Source organism: Streptomyces sp. ISL-87 (genome assembly GCF_018614095.1).
Classification (GTDB): Bacteria; Actinomycetota; Actinomycetes; order Streptomycetales; family Streptomycetaceae; genus Streptomyces.
The window spans coordinates 34770-51427 of sequence record NZ_JAGGOY010000008.1; the positions used below are offsets into that span (position 1 = coordinate 34770).

At 70.9% G+C, this 16658-nt stretch carries 15 protein-coding genes and 2 tRNA genes; 4 read left to right on the top strand and 13 right to left on the bottom strand.

Features of this window, described 5'->3' with window-relative positions; translation table 11 throughout:
- Positions 1-71: 71 nt before the first annotated feature.
- From J7I97_RS02405 to J7I97_RS02415, 3 genes are all read right to left on the bottom strand, one after another.
- The gene (locus J7I97_RS02405; protein ID WP_214930645.1) at positions 72-437 is read right to left on the bottom strand and encodes a PH domain-containing protein; all 366 of its coding nucleotides are present in this window, start codon (positions 435-437) and stop codon (positions 72-74) included.
- A gap of 205 nt (positions 438-642) precedes the next feature.
- Positions 643-715 (bottom strand) — tRNA-Arg (locus J7I97_RS02410).
- A gap of 222 nt (positions 716-937) precedes the next feature.
- A tRNA-Ser gene (locus J7I97_RS02415) sits at positions 938-1028 on the bottom strand.
- A 204-nt stretch (positions 1029-1232) separates the two neighbouring features.
- Here J7I97_RS02415 and J7I97_RS02420 point away from each other — a divergent pair.
- From J7I97_RS02420 to J7I97_RS02435, 4 genes are all read left to right on the top strand, one after another.
- Positions 1233-1661, top strand: a complete 429-nt coding sequence (locus tag J7I97_RS02420) for an SSI family serine proteinase inhibitor (RefSeq protein WP_214930646.1) — start codon at positions 1233-1235, stop codon at positions 1659-1661.
- Between the two features lie 118 nt (positions 1662-1779).
- Positions 1780-5304, top strand: coding sequence for a PAS domain-containing protein (locus tag J7I97_RS02425; RefSeq protein ID WP_214930647.1), 3525 nt, complete (start codon positions 1780-1782; stop codon positions 5302-5304).
- Positions 5305-5317: 13 nt separating this feature from the next.
- Positions 5318-5965, top strand: a complete 648-nt coding sequence (locus J7I97_RS02430) for an antibiotic biosynthesis monooxygenase (RefSeq protein ID WP_251058411.1) — start codon at positions 5318-5320, stop codon at positions 5963-5965.
- Between the two features lie 83 nt (positions 5966-6048).
- A complete protein-coding gene (locus J7I97_RS02435) occupies positions 6049-7530 on the top strand; it encodes an IS1182 family transposase (RefSeq protein WP_214930813.1) in 1482 nt (493 codons plus the stop codon).
- A 196-nt stretch (positions 7531-7726) separates the two neighbouring features.
- Here the strand turns inward: J7I97_RS02435 and J7I97_RS02440 are convergent, their stop codons facing one another.
- The 10 genes from J7I97_RS02440 to J7I97_RS02485 form a co-directional block, all read right to left on the bottom strand.
- Positions 7727-8248: a DUF6879 family protein gene (locus J7I97_RS02440; RefSeq protein WP_214930648.1), complete on the bottom strand. Its 522-nt coding sequence runs from the start codon at positions 8246-8248 to the stop codon at positions 7727-7729.
- Complete coding sequence (locus J7I97_RS02445) at positions 8232-8438, bottom strand: hypothetical protein (protein WP_214930649.1); 207 nt, start codon at positions 8436-8438, stop codon at positions 8232-8234. Before J7I97_RS02445 ends, J7I97_RS02440 begins: the two co-directional genes overlap by 17 nt.
- Before the next feature lie 248 nt (positions 8439-8686).
- A complete protein-coding gene (locus J7I97_RS02450; protein ID WP_214930650.1) occupies positions 8687-10336 on the bottom strand; it encodes a long-chain fatty acid--CoA ligase in 1650 nt (549 codons plus the stop codon).
- Positions 10337-10607: 271 nt separating this feature from the next.
- Positions 10608-11141 (bottom strand): SigE family RNA polymerase sigma factor, encoded by a 534-nt coding sequence (locus tag J7I97_RS02455; protein WP_214930651.1) that lies wholly within the window; start codon positions 11139-11141, stop codon positions 10608-10610.
- A 147-nt stretch (positions 11142-11288) separates the two neighbouring features.
- Positions 11289-12455 (bottom strand): lipid-transfer protein, encoded by a 1167-nt coding sequence (locus J7I97_RS02460; protein WP_214930652.1) that lies wholly within the window; start codon positions 12453-12455, stop codon positions 11289-11291.
- Positions 12452-12862 carry a MaoC family dehydratase gene (locus tag J7I97_RS02465; protein ID WP_214930653.1) on the bottom strand — a complete coding sequence of 137 codons (411 nt, stop codon included), beginning with the start codon at positions 12860-12862 and terminating at the stop codon, positions 12452-12454. Before J7I97_RS02465 ends, J7I97_RS02460 begins: the two co-directional genes overlap by 4 nt.
- The gene (locus J7I97_RS02470; protein ID WP_214930654.1) at positions 12859-13965 is read right to left on the bottom strand and encodes an acyl-CoA dehydrogenase family protein; all 1107 of its coding nucleotides are present in this window, start codon (positions 13963-13965) and stop codon (positions 12859-12861) included. The genes J7I97_RS02465 and J7I97_RS02470 overlap by 4 nt, the downstream gene beginning before the upstream one ends.
- A gap of 1 nt (position 13966) precedes the next feature.
- Positions 13967-14893, bottom strand: coding sequence for a bifunctional MaoC family dehydratase N-terminal/OB-fold nucleic acid binding domain-containing protein (locus J7I97_RS02475; RefSeq protein WP_214930655.1), 927 nt, complete (start codon positions 14891-14893; stop codon positions 13967-13969).
- Positions 14890-16050, bottom strand: coding sequence for an acyl-CoA dehydrogenase family protein (locus tag J7I97_RS02480; RefSeq protein ID WP_214930656.1), 1161 nt, complete (start codon positions 16048-16050; stop codon positions 14890-14892). Before J7I97_RS02480 ends, J7I97_RS02475 begins: the two co-directional genes overlap by 4 nt.
- A 266-nt stretch (positions 16051-16316) precedes the next feature.
- Positions 16317-16616, bottom strand: coding sequence for a hypothetical protein (locus tag J7I97_RS02485; RefSeq protein WP_214930826.1), 300 nt, complete (start codon positions 16614-16616; stop codon positions 16317-16319).
- Positions 16617-16658: the final 42 nt, after the last annotated feature.

Here is a 16658-nt window from a genome sequence, read left to right on the forward strand (position 1 = left end):
CGCCTCGCAGTCTCACAGGCGTCACCCTTCACCCGGACGGCCCCCCATCCCAGGCTAGGCCGGGCGGTCGGCTACCGCGCGACGAACTGCGTCAGGATCGCCTGCACCTCGTAGATGTTCACACCCTTGGTGAAGGTCTTCTCTATCGGCGCCGCGCTGCCCGAGATCCAGATCTTGAGCTCGGCGTCGAGGTCGAAGTGGCCGGCCGTCTCCACGGAGAAGTGCGTGATGCTCCGGTACGGGATGGAGTGGTACTCCACCTTCTTTCCGGTGATCCCCTGCTTGTCGACCAGCACCAGCCGCCGATCGGTAAACAGGATCGTGTCGCGGATCAGCACATACGCGGCATGCACCTGCTCCCCCTGCCCCAGCAGCCGCGCGTAGTCCCGCTGCGCCGACACCGGATCGGTGGTGTGCGCGTTACCGAACAGCCCCATGAGGACCCCCCTCTTCCTGGTTTCCGCCCTTTGACTCCGGACGATCTCCAGAAACCGTATCCAGGGCCCCCCGACGCGTCGTCCCCCGCTGGACCGACCCCCACCCCGGACTTCCCCCGGGTCCGCCCTCCCCACAGAGGAGGAGAGCGACGTGCCGCAGACAACGCAAAAGGCCCCCCGGCGAACCGGGGGGCCTTTTCGGCTGTGCACTCGGCAGGATTCGAACCTGCAACCTTCTGATCCGTAGTCAGATGCTCTATCCGTTAAGCTACGAGTGCTTGGGCTTCTCGGGGTTTTGCGCCCCGTTGGCCTTGCGAGAACAACAATACATGGACCTCGGCGGGACGCGAAATCCATTAGCCAAACCACTGCTGACCTGCAAAAACGGGCCAGATGGAGATCATTTGGCCCGAGTGGATCGCCCGTGGTTCGCGGCCCGTGGATCGTGGCCGGAACGCACCGAAGCCCCGGTCCATGTGGACCGGGGCTTCGGCGAGGTGCGGAGGCGGAGGGATTTGAACCCTCGATGGGGGGTAAGCCCCAAACCGCATTAGCAGTGCGGCGCCATAGACCGGACTAGGCGACGCCTCCAGCACACCCCCGCGTACGAGGGTGCGTGCAGATGATGACACAGGCGCAGGGCCGCTCACCAATCCGCTCCCACGGTACAAGGAGCGGAGGCCACAGGGCAAAGCCTTAAGGACACGCACATACGGACGTCACGCACCGCACGCAACGTCGGGGCGGGCAGGTCGTTGGTCAGGCATATGACGTACGGACGACCTGGAGTGCCCCATGCTGCGTCTCGCCGCCTTCGCCGTCACCTCCGCCCTGGCCGCCGCGGCCACCGGACCGCTGCCGCCGCTGCCACTGGGGCGGCTGCTCGCGGCGCCCCCGGACCGGCTCACGATCACCGTCTCCGACACCGGCAACCGGCGCGCCGACGGCGAGTACCGGCTGGAGTGCCACCCCGTCGGCGGTAACCACCCCGAGGCCGAGCAGGCCTGTGCCCGCCTCGACGAGTTCACCAAGGCGGGCAAGGACCCCTTCGCCGCAGACACGAAGCGGGGGATGTGCACCATGGTCGACGGCGGGCCAGCCACCGCCCGCGTCACCGGTACCTGGCAGGGCCGCACGGTCGACACCACCTTCCGGCGGAAGAACGGTTGCGAGATCAGCCGTTGGAACGACTTGGAACCTGTGCTTCCGCCTGCGCGTTCCTGACCAGGAAGGATGCGGGAGATGCGCGTATCCACCGCACATCCGCCACCTCGCCGCGGGGCTGTGGCCTTAGACTCCTCCCGTGACATGCCGGTAGTTGTGGTCAGGGAGGAAGCTCGTCGTGAGCAGCAGGCCATCCCGAGGCGCTGCTCGCCTCGCAGCAATACTCGACGCTCTTCCGGACGCGCTGTTGCTCGTCAACGCCAACGGCACGGTCGTCAACGCCAATTCGATCGCCCTTGAGGTCATGGAGAGCCCCGGTACGGGGCTCGTCGGCCGGGGCGTGCTGGACCTCCTGCCCGAGTTCGACTCCAAGCTGATCCCCGGCTCCATGCGCCGGCCCGGCGAGGACGAGGGCGGCCGGGCCAAGCCGAAGCGGATGATCGCGCGCCGTACCGACGGCTCCGAGTTCCCCGTCGAGGTCACCGCCGCCCATCTCGACGGCCGCGACGCCTACCGCGAGCCCCAGCCCGGCTACACCGGTGACGAGCTGCTGATGCTCGTCGTACGGGATCTCTCCCAGACCGTGGACACCGAGGCCGAGCTGGCCCGCTCGCAGCGGCAGACCGAGATGATCCTGCGCGCCGCCGCCGAAGGCGTGGTGGGCACGGACACGGACGGCCGGGTCGTCCTGGTCAACCCGGCCGCCGCGCAGATCCTGGGCTACCGCGCCACCGACCTCGGCAACCGCGAGCTGCACGGGCTGGTCCAGCACTCGCGGACCGACGGCTCGCCGTTCCCGTTCGAGGAGTCCCCGCTCGCCGACACCCTGCGCAGTGGGCGCAAGCACCGGGTCCGCGGTCAGGTGCTGTGGAACAAGGCCGGGCAGCCCGTCGCCGTCGACTTGACCACCTCGCCCGTACGGGACGGGGAGCTGCTCGTCGGCGCCGTGATGACCTTCACCGACCGGCGCCCCTACGACGCCCTGGCCGCGCGGCACGCGCAGCTGCTGGCGGTCCTCGGCGAGTCCCTGCGGGGGCCGCTGGAGGAGCTGCGCGGAGAGCTGGCGACGCTGGCCGCCGACGACGCGGGCCAGCTGTGGCCCGAGGCCAACCAGCTGCTGCACCACTTGGCCGCCGGCTACTCCCGGATGACCACGCTGGTGGACAACGTGCTCGGCTTCCAGCGTCTGGACGCGGGCAGCGAGAAGCTCGCCAAGAAGAAGGTCCTGATCAACAAGGTCGTCGCGGCCGGCGTCGACGGTGCGGTCGAACTGATCGGGCCGGGGCGTGCGCAGTTCGCCGTCCACGCGCCCACCATCGAGGCCGAGGTGGACGCGGCGCGGATCGCGACCGCGCTGGCACACCTGGTCGCGGATGTCGCCGGGGTGGACGCCACCGGCAAGACCCGCAACGGCAGCGGGTACATGGATTCGACGATCGTGGTGGCCGCCGCCCAGCGCGGTGATGTCGTACGGATCGAGGTGCGGGGGCCGTACGAGGGCGGCAACCCGGTGCACGAGCCGATCGTGCGGGGCATCGTGGCCGCGCACGGCGGTGTACTGCAGACGGTGGAGGTCCCGGGCGCGCCGGGCGGGGCGTACGTGCTGGAGCTGCCGCTGGGTGCGGGAGCCGGGACGGTTACCCTGCCGGAGCCGTTGGAGGCCCCCAAGGACGACGCGGCCCCCAACGCGGGGGAGTCGGCGGAGGCGGCGGACGCGGGCAAGGGCGCCGGCAAGGGCGGCTCCGGCGGCGGCCGCCGGGCCCGGCGCGGCGTGGACGCGTTCCTGGATGACGAGGCCGCCGAGGCGAAGGCGCCGGAGGCCCGAGAGGGCGGGGGCGCGCTGGCGCTGGCGTCCGGACGACGCCGGGCCGGTGAGGCCGGCGTCCCCGACGCGGGGCCGGGGCTGGCGCAGTCGCCGGTGAACCCGGCGGGCCTGGGTACCGGGCGACGCCGCGGCCGGGCCGGCGACGACAGCGGTGACGCAGGCCAGGGCGGCCCCGGGCGGCCCGTGCCCCCGCAGGGCACCGGCATGCCCGCGCTGGCACCGGTGCCGTCCGTGCCGCAGGTGTCTTCTGTTCCGTCCGGTCCGCCTGCTTCGTCTCCTTCATCCCCTTCGTCTCCTTCATCTGTTGTTCCTTCCGGTGCTCCCGGTGCTCCCAGCCCTTCTCTTCCTTCCGGTCCTTCTGCTCCTTCTGTGCCGCCGATTCCGGTGACCGAGCATCCGGCAGGGCGTCGCCGGGCGCTGGGGCCGGCCGGTCCGCCCGCGCGGCCCGGTGGGCCCGTTCCGGCGACCGGGCTGGCCGCTCCGGCTCCCGCGCGCCCCATCGCTCCCGAGGGCGGCTTCGCGCTGCCCGCCGGGCCGACGCCGGCCGCGCCGCCGTCCCTGTCGGCCCCTCAGACAGCCCAGGCCCCGCAGGCCCCTCAGGCCCCGCAGGCTGCCGCGATGGCCGGTTCGGCCCCCGCTCCCGCCGAGGCCGACTCCGAGGCTCCGGGCGGGCGGCGCGGCCGCCGGGTGCTGGGCGCGCCCGCCGCCGCGCCCGAAGCCCCCGGCGCACAGCCCGCCGAGGCAGCACAGGCCGCACAGAACCCTGCGGGCCCGGTACCCCCCACCGGGCGGCGCCGAGCGCTGCCCGCGACCCCGGCGTGGCCGGTTCCCGGAGCCCGGACCGCCCCCGAGGGCGACGATGCCTCCGGGCAGGTGGCCCTCCCCGGGGCCCGGCAGGCGCAGGACACTCCGGCGGAGCCCGGCGCGCAGCCGATCAGCGTGCGCGCCCTCGGCACCCTGGGCCAGGGCATCTCCGTGGACGCCACCGGCTCGGGCCGCCGCCGTCGGCTCTCCGAGCCCGCGCCTCAGGGCCGGGCCTTCGCCATAGGAGCCCCCGAGGCGGGCTCCGCCGAGGGGCCCGAGCCGCTGGACGGCCCCGGTGGCGCCGTCGAGGTGGTCAACCGGCCCGTGCCGCAGCCCGTAGACGACGAACTGCCGCCGGAGCCGCTGGACAACCCGCGTCGGCTCCTGGTGTGGCCCGCGCCCGATGTGCAGACTCAGCAGGCCCTCAGCGACCGCGGCTACCGGCCGGTGATCGTGCACTCCCGCGAGGAGGTGGACGCGCAGATCGCCGCGTTCCCCGCCGCGTTGTTCGTGGACCCGCTCACCGGTCCGATCACCCGGACCGCCCTGCAGTCCCTGCGCCAGGCGGCGGTGGCCGCGGAGGTGCCCGTACTGGTCACGGCCGGGCTGGGGCATGCCACGCGCGAGGCCGCGTACGGCGCCGATCCGGCCGTCCTCCTCAAGGCGCTCGCGCCGCGCGACAGCGAGCAGCACCCCTCCCGGGTGCTGCTGATCGAGGAGCACGACGAGATCGCGACCGCGCTGACCGCCGCCCTGGAGCGGCGCGGCCTCCAGGTCGCCCGGGCGGGAGCCGACACCGACGCCGTGGAGCTGGCGACCCGGATGCGGCCCAACCTGGTGGTCATGGACCTGATGCAGGTCCGTCGGCGACGTGCCGGGATCGTGGACTGGCTGCGCGCGAACGGGCAGCTGAACCGCACCCCGCTGGTCGTTTACACGACCGCCGGGATCGACCCGGCCGAACTCCCGCGGCTGGCCTCGGGCGAGAGCGTGCTGTTCCTCGCCGAGCGGGCCACCACGGCCGATGTACAGGGCCGCATCGTGGACCTGCTGGCCAAGATCGGGACGAACTAGCCATCCTGGCCGCATGGCCATCATCGACACGCCCGAACACACCGTCCCCGCCGACAACGGCGAGGTGAACCTCCTCATCGCCCGGCAGGTGGAGCCGGGACACGAGGAGACGTTCGAGGCCTGGGCACACGGGATCCTGGAGACGGCCGCGACCTTCCCGGGCCATCTCGGATACGGGCTGTTCCGTCCGGCGACGGAGGGCGGGCCGTGGTTCCTGGTCCACCGCTTCCGCAACCAGGCGGCCTTCCAACAGTGGCAGGACTCCGCCGAGCGGGCCCAGTGGTTCTCGAACTGCCTGGGCCACCACCACACCGAGATAGCCCGGCGTGAACTGCACGGCATGGAGACCTGGTTCGCCAAGCCGGGTACGACCCGGCCCGCGCCGCCGCGGTGGAAGATGGCGATCAGCTCGGGGCTGGCCATCTTCCCGATCTCGCTCGTCGGCAATGCGGTGCTCGGGCCGTTCCTGGTGGATCTGCACGTCGTACTGAGGACGGCCGCCTTCGCCACCGTCTTCAGCACCCTGATGACCTATGTGGCCATGCCCGCGGTCAGCCGGCTGCTGCGGCCCTGGCTCACCAAGTCGAGCCAGGGCCAGTCCAGCCAGTCCAGCCAGTCCGGCCAGTCCGGCCAGTCCGGCCAGTCCGGCCAGTCCGGCTAGGAGCGTGGGTCAGTAACCGGCAACCCGCCTTCGGTTCGTGATCATTCGTACGGAATAATGGCAGTATGCGTGGTGGGGATGGGCTGTTCGAGGTCGAGCCGGTCGAGAAGAAGCAGCCGCAGGGCCGTCCGGCGGCGGTGGACAAGCGGTTCAGGGCGTTCGACCCGCACCAGGTCCTGCTGCTGCCACCGTCGCTGGACGACTGGCTGCCCGAGGGACACTTGGCCCGGTTCGTCGCCGACCTGGTCGACGACGTGCTGGATCTGGGGCCGGTTCTGGCCGACTACACAGAGAAGCGCGGCTACCCGCCCTACGACCCACGGCTGATGGTGCGCCTGCTGATCTACGGCTACACCACCGGCATCCGCTCCTCGCGTGCGATCGAGCGCAAGTGCGCCGACGACGTCGCGTTCCGGTTCCTGGCCGCCGACCAGGCCCCGGACTTCCGCTCGATCTCCCGGTTCCGCCGCCGTCACCTGGACGCGCTCGCCGACCTGTTCACCCAGTCCCTGCACCTGGCGAAGAAGCTGGGCCTGGTCAAGATGGGCCGCGTCGCCCTGGACGGCACGAAGCTGGAAGCCAGCGCCTCCAAGCACAAGGCGATGAGCTACGGCCGGCTGGTCGACAAGGAGGAGCGCGTCGAGGCCGAGATCGCCCAGCTGGAAGCGATGGCCGCCGCGCTGCTGGCCGACGCCGAAGCGAGCGATACCGCCGAGGACCAGGTCTTCGGCATCGACGGCAGGGACGTTGATCTGCCCGCCGAACTCGACCGACGCGAGAAACGCCTGGCCAAGATGCAGGCGGCCCGCGCTCAGATCGAGGCCGAAGCCGCCGCCAAGGCCCGCCGCCACGCCGAGGAGAAGGAACGCCGCAGGCAGGGACGCGCCGGCACCAGTGACGAGGGCGCGGTCACCGAGGCCGGGCAGAAGGCCGCCGCGAAGGCCCGGCCCAAGCCGAAGGCGCAGGCCAACTTTACCGACTCCGACTCGCGGATCATGAAGAACGGCGCCGGGGCCTACATCCAGGCCTACAACGCGCAGGCCGTGGTCGACGAGGCACACCAGGTCATCACCGCCGCCGACGTGACGACCAACGCCTCGGACGCGCTGAACTACACCACGATGCTCGACCAGTCCGCCCAGAACACCGGCATCCATCCGGGGCAGGCCCTCCTCGACGCCGGGTACTGCTCCGAGACGAACCTCGAAGCTGCGAAAGACCGCCAACTCGACTGCGGGACCGACACATTCATGGCCACCGGCCGACTCGCCCACGACGAGCAGGTCCCACCCGCACCGCGCGGACGGATACCAGCGAGCGCCACACTGAAGGAACGCATGGCCCGCAAGCTGCGGACCAAACCCGGCAAAGCCGCCTACCGCCGCCGCAAAGCCATCGTCGAACCCGTCTTCGGCCAGATCATGACCTGCCAGAACGGCCGCCGGCTCATGCTCCGCGGCGAGGACGGCGCCCGCGGAGAGTGGCGACTGCTGGCCGCTTGCCACAACTTCCGCAAGATCTTCCGACACACCGCGACCACCGGACTCGCCGCAGCAACCGGGTGACCGGCACGGTCGTGGGCCCCTCACCCATCCCGGGGACCAGGAGACCCCAGCCCGGGGACCAGGAGACCCCAGCCTCGGGCCAGCCGACACCGGCCGGGCAACCGTGACCGATTCCGCCGACCCCGACCGCCCGGCCACTCGCCCGTTACTGACCCACGCTCCTAGGTCGGCTCGGGACTGGCCTAGCTCCTCCGGTTCAAACGTCAATGCCCTTCACGTACTCCTCGAAGGGAACTGACTCGGAAAGCGCGATGCGCTGATATTCGAGGAAGGGAGCCACGTCGCCCTCGTACAGTTCCCGACTGATCTGTGTCCCGTCTGCCCCGTAGTTCATTAGGACGACCTCCCTTCTGTCGAACATCCAGAAGTCTTGGACGTCAGGCAATGGGTTCTCGCGGTCGGTGACATCCAGGATGCGGATGTCTTCGCCCGCCCACGCGTGGGGGCGGTAATACATGAACTCGTACTGAAGGTAGGTGGAGAGCGGCCGGCTCAGGACGTGCACGCGCCCCTTTGTTTTTCCTTCGCGGCGTACTCGTTTCAGGTCGTCGGTGTATTCGTTCGAGTAAGCGTGGGGATCGATTCGCTGACCTTCGATGAAGGCGCGAATGTCGTCCTCTTCCTGAGGGACCGTGTAGACGGGCAGCGTCTCCAGTCGCCATGCCTCACTCTGGAAGTCCCGAAACTTGGCCTGCCAGGCGTCACCATCCAAGAGCACGGACAGCCTCCCGCAACACGCTTTCCGGGATCTCCACAAGCCCTTCCCCCTGCGGAGGCTGGAAGGCTTCGGACAGGTCTCCCTGAACGACGATGGAACCGCTGGCCGTCCGGTACACATTGGGGCAGTCGTTTTGACTGCACTCGCCATTGCCGTTGCCGGTAAGTCGGGTCAGTTCCTCGCGAGCCATGTCGAACCCCCTTCACCTGGGCCCCAGTTGGGCCGTCTGGCCACAACGCTAGGGACCACATCAGGGCCCGTCTATGCCGAATCGGAAATATTCGCGTAGTCGGGTAGTCGATCTACGTTGGCGCCGGGTCGCCCCGTGGGCGGGCCCTGCGGGCCCGGGAGGGGCAGGTAGCGGCAAGAGCCCCCGGCGGGGGCGCCAGGGGCTCTCTGGGGCGCCAGCAGGCGCCAAGGTGCGGGCGTACGGCCTGGTCAGTCGAGCTTGGTCACGTCGAGCAGACCCAACCTGTGTTGTTCACGAATCACCTTCTTGTCGAACTTGCCGACGCTGGTTTTCGGCACGGACTCGATGACCGTCCAGCGCTCCGGGAGCTGCCACTTGGCGATCGACCCGGCGAGGAACGCGCGCAGCCCCGTGAAGTCCACGGTGGCGCCCTCCTTGAGGACGACGGTGGCCAGCGGACGCTCGCCCCACTTGTCGTCGGGTACGGCGACCACCGCCGCCTCGGCGACCTCGGGGTGCGCCATCAGGGCGTTCTCCAGCTCCACGCTGGAGATCCACTCGCCGCCGGACTTGATGACGTCCTTGGCGCGGTCGGTCAGGGTGAGGTAGCCGTCGGGGCTAATCACTCCGACGTCGCCGGTCTTGAGCCAGCCGTCCGCGCTGAACTTGTCCTCGGGGCGGATGGGTTCGCCGGACGCGCCGCCGTAGTAGGCGCCCGCGATCCAGGTGCCGCGTACCTCGAGCTCGCCCGCAGACTCGCCGTCCCAGGGCAGGAAGCCGCCGCCGGGGCCGACCAGGCGTGCCTCGACGCCCGCCGGGAAACGGCCCTGGGTGACCCGGTAGGGCCACTCCTCCTCGGCGCTCAGGCCGGCCGGCGGGTGCGCCATGGTGCCCAGCGGGGAGGTCTCGGTCATGCCCCACGCGTGGCAGAGGCGGACGCCGAGCTTGTCGTACGCCTCCATCAGGGAGGGCGGGCAGGCCGCGCCGCCGATGGTGACCTGCTTCATCGAGGTCAGGTCGCGCGGGTTGGCGGTGACCTCGGCCAGCAGCCCCTGCCAGATGGTGGGCACGGCCGCGGCGTGCGTGGGCTTCTCCCGCTCGATCATCTCGGCGAGCGGGGCGGGCTGGAGGAAGCGGTCCGGCATCAGCATGTTGATGCCGGTCATGAAGGTGGCGTGCGGCAGACCCCAGGCGTTCACGTGGAACTGCGGGACGACGACGAGGCTGGTGTCCTTGTCGGTCAGGCCCATCGACTCGGCCATGTTGACCTGCATGGAGTGCAGGTAGATCGAGCGGTGGGAGTAGATGACGCCCTTGGGGTCCCCGGTGGTGCCGGAGGTGTAGCACATGGCGGCGGCCTGGCGCTCGTCCAGCTCGGGCCAGGCGTAGCTGTCGGGGCGGCCCGCGAGGAGGTCCTCGTACTCATGCACACGCACGTCGAGGCCTTCGAGCACGGAGCGGTCGCCGATGCCGGAGACCACGACGTGCTCGATGGTGGGCAGGTGCGGCAGCAGCGGCGCGAGCAGCGGCAGCAGGGTGCCGTTGACCAGGACGACCCGGTCCGCGGCGTGGTTGACGATGAAGATCAGCTGCTCGGGGGGCAGCCGCAGGTTGAGCGTGTGCAGGACCGCGCCCATGGAGGGGATCGCGAAGTACGCCTCGACGTGCTCGGCGTTGTTCCACATCAGGGTGGCGACGCGGTCGTCCTGCTGGACCCCGAGCTCGTCGCGCAGGGCGTTGGCGAGTCGGGTGGCGCGGGTACCGATCTCGGCGAAGCTGCGGCGATGCGGCTCGGCCTCCCCGGTCCAGGTCGTGACCTGGGACTTTCCGTGGATCGTCATCCCGTGTTGGAGTATGCGGGTGACGAGGAGCGGTACGTCCTGCATGGTGCTCAGCAAAGCGTCCTCCCGGTGAGCGCTGCGGCGCTGCGGCGGCTACGGATGCTGCCGATTCTGCGCACGTACCGGTCGGCATGTCACTACCCGGGGGTACAAACACGGCGAGTAATCGCTGTGCGGGTCGGTCCGCGGGATGTTTCACGTGAAACACCCGACGGAGCCCCGGGCCATGTTTCACGTGAAACACCCCGACGGGAGCCCGGCCATGTTTCACGTGAAACATCGGCCAGTCAGCGGATCGGCGTGAGCTTTCACGTGAAACATCGGCCGGTCAGCGGATCGGCGTGAGCTCCGGGTCCTCGCGGAGCTTGACCAGCGCACGGGAGACGGCGCTCTTCACCGTGCCGACCGAGACCCCGAGCAGTTCGGCGGTCTGCACCTCGGTCAGGTCCTCGTAGTAGCGGAGCACGACCATCGCCCGCTGCCGGTCCGGCAGCCGGGTCACCGCACGCCACATCGCATCGCGCAGCGCCTGGGCCTCCGCGGGGTCGGTGCCCGGCACCTCTTCCGTCTCCGGGAGCTCGTCGCAGACGAACTCGTCCACCTTGCGCTTGCGCCACTGGGAGGTTCGGGTGTTGACCAGGGTCCGCCGGACATAGCCGTCCAGGGCGCGGTGGTCCTCGATACGGTCCCAGGCGACGTACGTCTTGGCGAGCGCTGTCTGGAGCAGGTCCTCGGCATCGCAGGGGTTGGCGGTGAGTGAGCGGGCGGTGCGCATCAGGACCGTGCCGCGGGTCCGTACGTACGCCGAGAACGACGGGTACGGCGTCGGATTCGAGGCGAGCGTGCACACAGGCGTGGTCATGGCTCAACGCTAGGAGCGGACACCGCTTCCGGGATCGCCCGCAGGTGCCGAAGCGGGGTCCGTCTCAGGTTGTAGGACGGGGGCGTGCCCCACCTCCTGAAGGTGGAGGAGGCGGGGGCTTCGGCGCCGGCGGTTCGCGGGCGGTGCTCAGCCGTCCGTACCGAGGATCAGCCCGGAGGTCGGGACCCCTGTACCGGCCGTGACCAGGACGTGCGCCGCGCCCGCGACCTGGTTGACGGAGCTGCCCCGCAGCTGGCGGACGGCCTCGGCGATGCCGTTCATGCCGTGCAGGTACGCCTCCCCGAGCTGGCCGCCGTGGGTGTTCAGCGGCAGCGCGTCGGCGGCCACGAAATCGGTGGCCTCCCCCGGCTTGCAGAAGCCGAACTCCTCCAGCTGCATCAGCACGAAGGGGGTGAAGTGGTCGTAGAGGATGCCGACGTCGATGTCAGCGGGCCGCAGTCCGCTGGTCCGCCACAGCTGGCGGGCGACCACGTCCATCTCCGGGAGCCCGGTGAGGTCGTCGCGGTAGAAGGAGGTCATGCCCTCCTGGCGGCGGCCCGCGCCCTGCGCCGCGGCCGTGATCACGGCGGGCGTGTGCCGCAGGTCCCGGGCCCGCTCGGTGCTGGTGACGATGATCGCCTGCCCGCCGTCCGTCTCCTGGCAGCAGTCCAGCAGCCGCAGCGGCTCGACGATCCAGCGCGAGGCGGCGTGGTCGGCGAGGGTGATGGGCTTGCCGTGGAAGTACGCGGCGGGGTTGTTGGCGGCATGCCGACGGCCGGTGACCGCGACATGGCCGAAGGCCTCGGGGATCAGGTTGAAGGTGTGCAGGTAGCGCTGGGCGGCCATGGCCACCCAGGAGGCCGGGGTGAGCAGCCCCCAGGGCAGCGACCAGCCGAGCGCCGCACCCTCCGCCGAGGGCTCGCGCTGCTGCACGCCGGAGCCGAAGCGGCGCCCGGAGCGCTCATTGAAGGCGCGGTAGCAGACCACGACCTCTGCCACTCCGGTGGCGACGGCCAGGGCGGCCTGCTGGATGGTGGCGCAGGCCGCACCGCCCCCGTAGTGGATGCGGGAGAAGAAGGACAGCTCGCCGATGCCGGCCGCCTGGGCCACGGTGATCTCGGGACTGGTGTCCATCGTGAAGGTGACCATGCCGTCGACGTCGGCCGGGGTGAGCCCGGCGTCGTCGAGGGCGGCGTGCACGGCCTCGACGGCGAGCTTGAGCTCGCTGCGGCCGGAGTCCTTCGAAAACTCGGTCGCCCCGATGCCGGCGATGGCGGCGCGGCCGCCGAGTTCGTCGCGGTTGCGGACGCTCATGCCGCACCTCCCGCGGTGCCCCCGCCGACGGTGACGGTCACGGTGACGGTTCCGGTGACGTGGTGGCCGAGGCCGTTGGCGCCGACGACGCTGATCTCGGCGGTGTCCCCGTCGAGGGCGGTGACGGTGCCGGTCAGGGTCATGGTGTCGCCGGGGTAGTTGGGGGCGCCGAGGCGGATGGCCACCCTGCGCAGGATGGCGGACGGCCCGAGGCGATCGGTGATGTACCGGCCGACCAGGCCGTTGGTGGTCAGGATGTTCATGAAGATGTCCGGGGAGCCCTTCTCCCGCGCGAGCGATGCGTCGTGGTGCACGTCCTGGTAGTCGCGGGAGGCGATCGCGCCCGCGACGATCAAAGTGCGGGTGACCGGGATCTCCAGCGGTGGCAGTGCGTCGCCGACGTTCATGCGTCGTCCCCCTCGGATGCGTTGGTCGCGTTGGTCGCCGCGGTTTCGTCTGGCGGCGCGCTTTCGCCGGTCACCGCGGTTTCGCCGGCCAGGAGCGCGCCCAGCTCGGCCAGCAGCTCGCTGCCGCAGCCCAGGTACGCGTCCAGCTGGCGCCCCCACAGGAAGTGCCGGTGGACGGGGTGGTCCAGGTCGGCGCCCATGCCGCCGTGCAGGTGCTGGCCCGCGTGTACGACCCGTTTGCCCGCCTCCGAGGCCCACCAGGCCGCGGTCAGCGCGTGCTCGCGCGCCGGAAGCCCCTCGTCGATGCGCCAGGCCGCCTCGTACGCGGTGACCCGGATCGCCTCCGTGTCCATGTACGCGTCCGCCGCGCGCAGCATGACCCCCTGGTTCGTGGACAGCGGCCGCCCGAACTGCTCGCGGGTGGAGGTGTACTCCACGGCGCGGGCCAGCGCGCCCGCGCAGACGCCCGCCTGGAGCCCGGCGAAGGCGGTCCGGGCGGCCGCGAGCACCTGGCCGTACGCATCCGCGCCGCCGAGCCGCTCCCCTTGCGCGCCGGTCAGAGTCAGCCGCCCCGCCGACCACGGGGCGGTGGTCTCCACCGCCCGCGTCCGTACACCGGGCGCGTCCGTGCGTACCAGCCACAGCGTCTGCTCCGCGTCCGGGACCAGCACGTGCGTGGCCTCGCGCAGCCAGGGCACGGCGGGCGCGGTACCCGTGATCCGGCCGTCCGGCGAGGCGGTGATCCGGCCGCGGGCCGGGAAGGCACCGGTGGCCACCGCCTCGCCCGTGCCGAGGGCCGGCAGCAGGCGGGCCCGCTGCTCGGCGCTGCCGTGTCCTGCGACGGCGTGGATCCCGTAGACGCAGGTGGCGGCGTAGGGGACCTGTGCGGTGGTGCGGCCCTGTTCCTCCAGCAGCAGCACCAGGCCGAGCAGGCCGATGTCCTCGACGGCGGCGGTCAGTCCCGCGGCGGTGAGGGCCTTCCACAGTTCGGCATCACTGCCGGTACCCGCGGCGGCGAGGCGGTCGTGGGTGGCGAGGTCGCCGAATATCCGGGCGGCAAGGCCGGCCGCGGCGGCGTGCTCCTCGGTGGGGTGGAAGTCCATGTCAGCCGGCCTCCCCTCGGAAGACGGGGAGTTCGAGGTCGTCGTCTACGCGCAGGAACTCCAGCTGGACGGGCAGGCCGATGCGCACCTTGTCGTACGGGACACCGGTGATGTTGCTGATCATCCGGACCCCTTCGGCGAGTTCGACGAGCGCGACCGCGTAAGGGGGGGCGAAGGCGGGGAACGGCGGGTGGTGCATGACGACGTAACTGAACACGGTCCCGGCGCCGGAGGCCTCCACCGTGTCCCAGTCGAGGCTCGCGCAGGCGTTGCATCCGGGCAGCCAGGGGAAGCGGAGGGTCGCGCAGGCGGTGCAGCGCTGGATCAGCAGCTTGTGGTCCCGGACGCCGTCCCAGAAGCCCTGGTTGTCGCGGTTGACCACCGGGCGGGGGCGCTGGGGCCGCGCCTGCCGCGTGGCCGCGGACTTCCGTGCGGGCGCGTACTTCAGGATCCGGAAGCGGTGGGTGCCCGCGAGTTCGCCGTCGGCGCGGACGTCCATGCGGGTGGTGACGAAGTGGCCGGTACCGAGCTTCGTCGTCTTGTGCGGCGACACGGACTCGATGACGGCGTCGAATGTGACCGCGTCACCGGGGCGCAGCGGCCGGAAGTACTCCTGTTCGCAGTCGGTGGCGACCACGGAGGTACAGCCCGCGCCGTCGAGGAGCTTGAAGAGCTCGTCGTAGGCGGAGGAGCGGTCGGTGTGGCCGGAGAGCCCACCCATGGTCCACGCCTGGAGCATGGTGGGCGGAGCGATGGCGTCCGGGCCGGTGTAGGCGGGGTTGGCATCGCCCATCGCCTCGCACCAGTGGCGGATCATCGGCTCGTTGACCGCGTCCTTGGCCCGGCCCGCGGTGGCGGCGGGCCGCCCCTCGAAGGCCTTGAGCAGCTCGTGGAACCGGGCTGCCTCCTCGGCTCCGTCTGCCGTCATCGCTTCCTCCCCTTCATGCCGAGCCGCATCATGGCGACGATCTCCCGCTGGACCTCGCTGACCCCGCCGCCGAAGGTGTTGATCTGGGCGGCCCGGTTCATCCGCTCCAGTTCGCCCCCCGCAAAGGCCGCAGGCCCCCGTATCAGGGCCTCCTCGCCGACCACCTCCTGGCACATCCGGTACACCTCGACGGTGGACTCGGTGCCGAGGAACTTCACGCCGCTGGCGTCGCCGGGGGCCAGGGTGTCGGCGCCCACGTCCTGGACGAGGCGCCAGTTGAGAAGGCGTACGGCGGCCAGTCGTGCATGCGCCTCGGCGAGCCGGGACCGCACCCAGGGGAGGTCGGCCGGGCGGTCGCCGGTGACCGGGTCAGTGGTGCGGGCGTGGCTGAGCGCGCGCTCGTAGAAGTCCTCGGCCTGCATGCCGATGGCGGCGAGGGCCACGCGCTCGTGGTTGAGCTGGTTGGTGATCAGTCCCCAGCCGCCGTGCTCGGGGCCGACGAGGTTGCCGGCGGGCACGCGGATGGAGTCGTAGTACGTGGCGGTGGTGGTGAGCCCGCCGACCGTGTCGATCGGGGTCCAGGCGAAGCCGGGGGCGTCGGTGGGCACCAGGATGATGGAGATCCCCTTGTGCTTGGGGGCCTCCGGGTCGGTGCGGCAGGCGAGCCAGATCCAGTCGGCGTTCTGGGCGTTGGAGGTGAAGATCTTCTGCCCGTCGATCACCCAGTCCCCGTCGGCCCCGCCCTCGCGGACGGCCCGGGTGCGCAACGAGGCGAGGTCCGTGCCGGCCTCGGGCTCCGAGTAGCCGATGGCGAAGACGATCTCCCCTTTGAGGATCCGGGGCAGGAAGTAGTCCTTCTGCTCTGGCGTCCCGTACTTCATCAGGGTCGGGCCGACCGTGTTGAGGGTGACCATGGAGACGGGGGCGCCGGCCCGGTACGCCTCGTCGAAGAACACGAACTGCTCGTCGGAGCCGCGTCCTTGGCCGCCGTACTCGACGGGCCAGCCGAGGCCGAGCAGCCCGTCGGCGCCGATGCGGCGCAGCAGTGAGCGCTGGTCGGCGGGGTCCTCGGGCACGCCGTCCGGCAGCAGATCCTGGAAGTACTCCCGCAGTTCGGCGTGGAGCCGCAACTGGCCTTCGGTCGGGGCGAGGTGCACGGCGCTGGCCTCCCGGCATCACATCAAACGAGTGAACCTGACTGTCCGTCAGATTCGCTGTGGATGTCAAGGTCGGGGAGAACCGCGGAAGGCCGGAGGCAGGGCGGAAGAAGGGCCTAGGAAGAGCGGAGGAAGGGCGGAGGAAGGCGGCGATCATGCGGCGCTCACTCCGGCCGGCGGGAACGCGCCGAGGGCGCCTGCGCTCCGGACCCCAGCCGGTCCGGTCACACAAGCGCCCTCAGTGGTCGGAGCAGCTCAGGGAGCTTCTACCACCAGGGGTGGAAGTTCACCGCGACGTTCGAGTTGGACTGCTCGATCGCAGTGAAGGCCGAGCCGTTGACCTGCGCGGTGTTGCTCTGGTTGGACGCACCTGAGCCCGTGGCGACCTGCTGCCATTCACGCCCCCAATGCCCCAGGTCAGCGCACTGAAAGCCGGTGAAACCCGCGCCCCGCACGGGCTGAAGCGTTCCGGCAAACTGCCGCACCCCGGACATGCCAAAAAGGGCCGCGCCGTCCGGGAACCCCACCGTCTCCCGGGCCTGCGGCCCTGCGATATCAACCTTCACGCCCCCTGCGCGCCCTCTGCGCGCTCCCGGCGCACGCCGGGG

Bases quoted from the DNA above. Each gene is read 5' to 3' on its own strand.
- J7I97_RS02455 (WP_214930651.1), bottom strand. From the start codon at position 11,141: ATGACCACGCCTGTGTGCACGCTCGCCTCGAATCCGACGCCGTACCCG.
- J7I97_RS02475 (WP_214930655.1), bottom strand. From the start codon at position 14,893: ATGACGGCAGACGGAGCCGAGGAGGCAGCCCGGTTCCACGAGCTGCTC.
- J7I97_RS02420 (WP_214930646.1), top strand. From the start codon at position 1,233: ATGCTGCGTCTCGCCGCCTTCGCCGTCACCTCCGCCCTGGCCGCCGCG.
- J7I97_RS02465 (WP_214930653.1), bottom strand. From the start codon at position 12,862: ATGAACGTCGGCGACGCACTGCCACCGCTGGAGATCCCGGTCACCCGC.
- J7I97_RS02470 (WP_214930654.1), bottom strand. From the start codon at position 13,965: ATGGACTTCCACCCCACCGAGGAGCACGCCGCCGCGGCCGGCCTTGCC.
- J7I97_RS02460 (WP_214930652.1), bottom strand. From the start codon at position 12,455: ATGAGCGTCCGCAACCGCGACGAACTCGGCGGCCGCGCCGCCATCGCC.
- J7I97_RS02405 (WP_214930645.1), bottom strand. From the start codon at position 437: ATGGGGCTGTTCGGTAACGCGCACACCACCGATCCGGTGTCGGCGCAG.
- J7I97_RS02430 (WP_251058411.1), top strand. From the start codon at position 5,318: ATGGCCATCATCGACACGCCCGAACACACCGTCCCCGCCGACAACGGC.
- J7I97_RS02445 (WP_214930649.1), bottom strand. From the start codon at position 8,438: ATGGCTCGCGAGGAACTGACCCGACTTACCGGCAACGGCAATGGCGAG.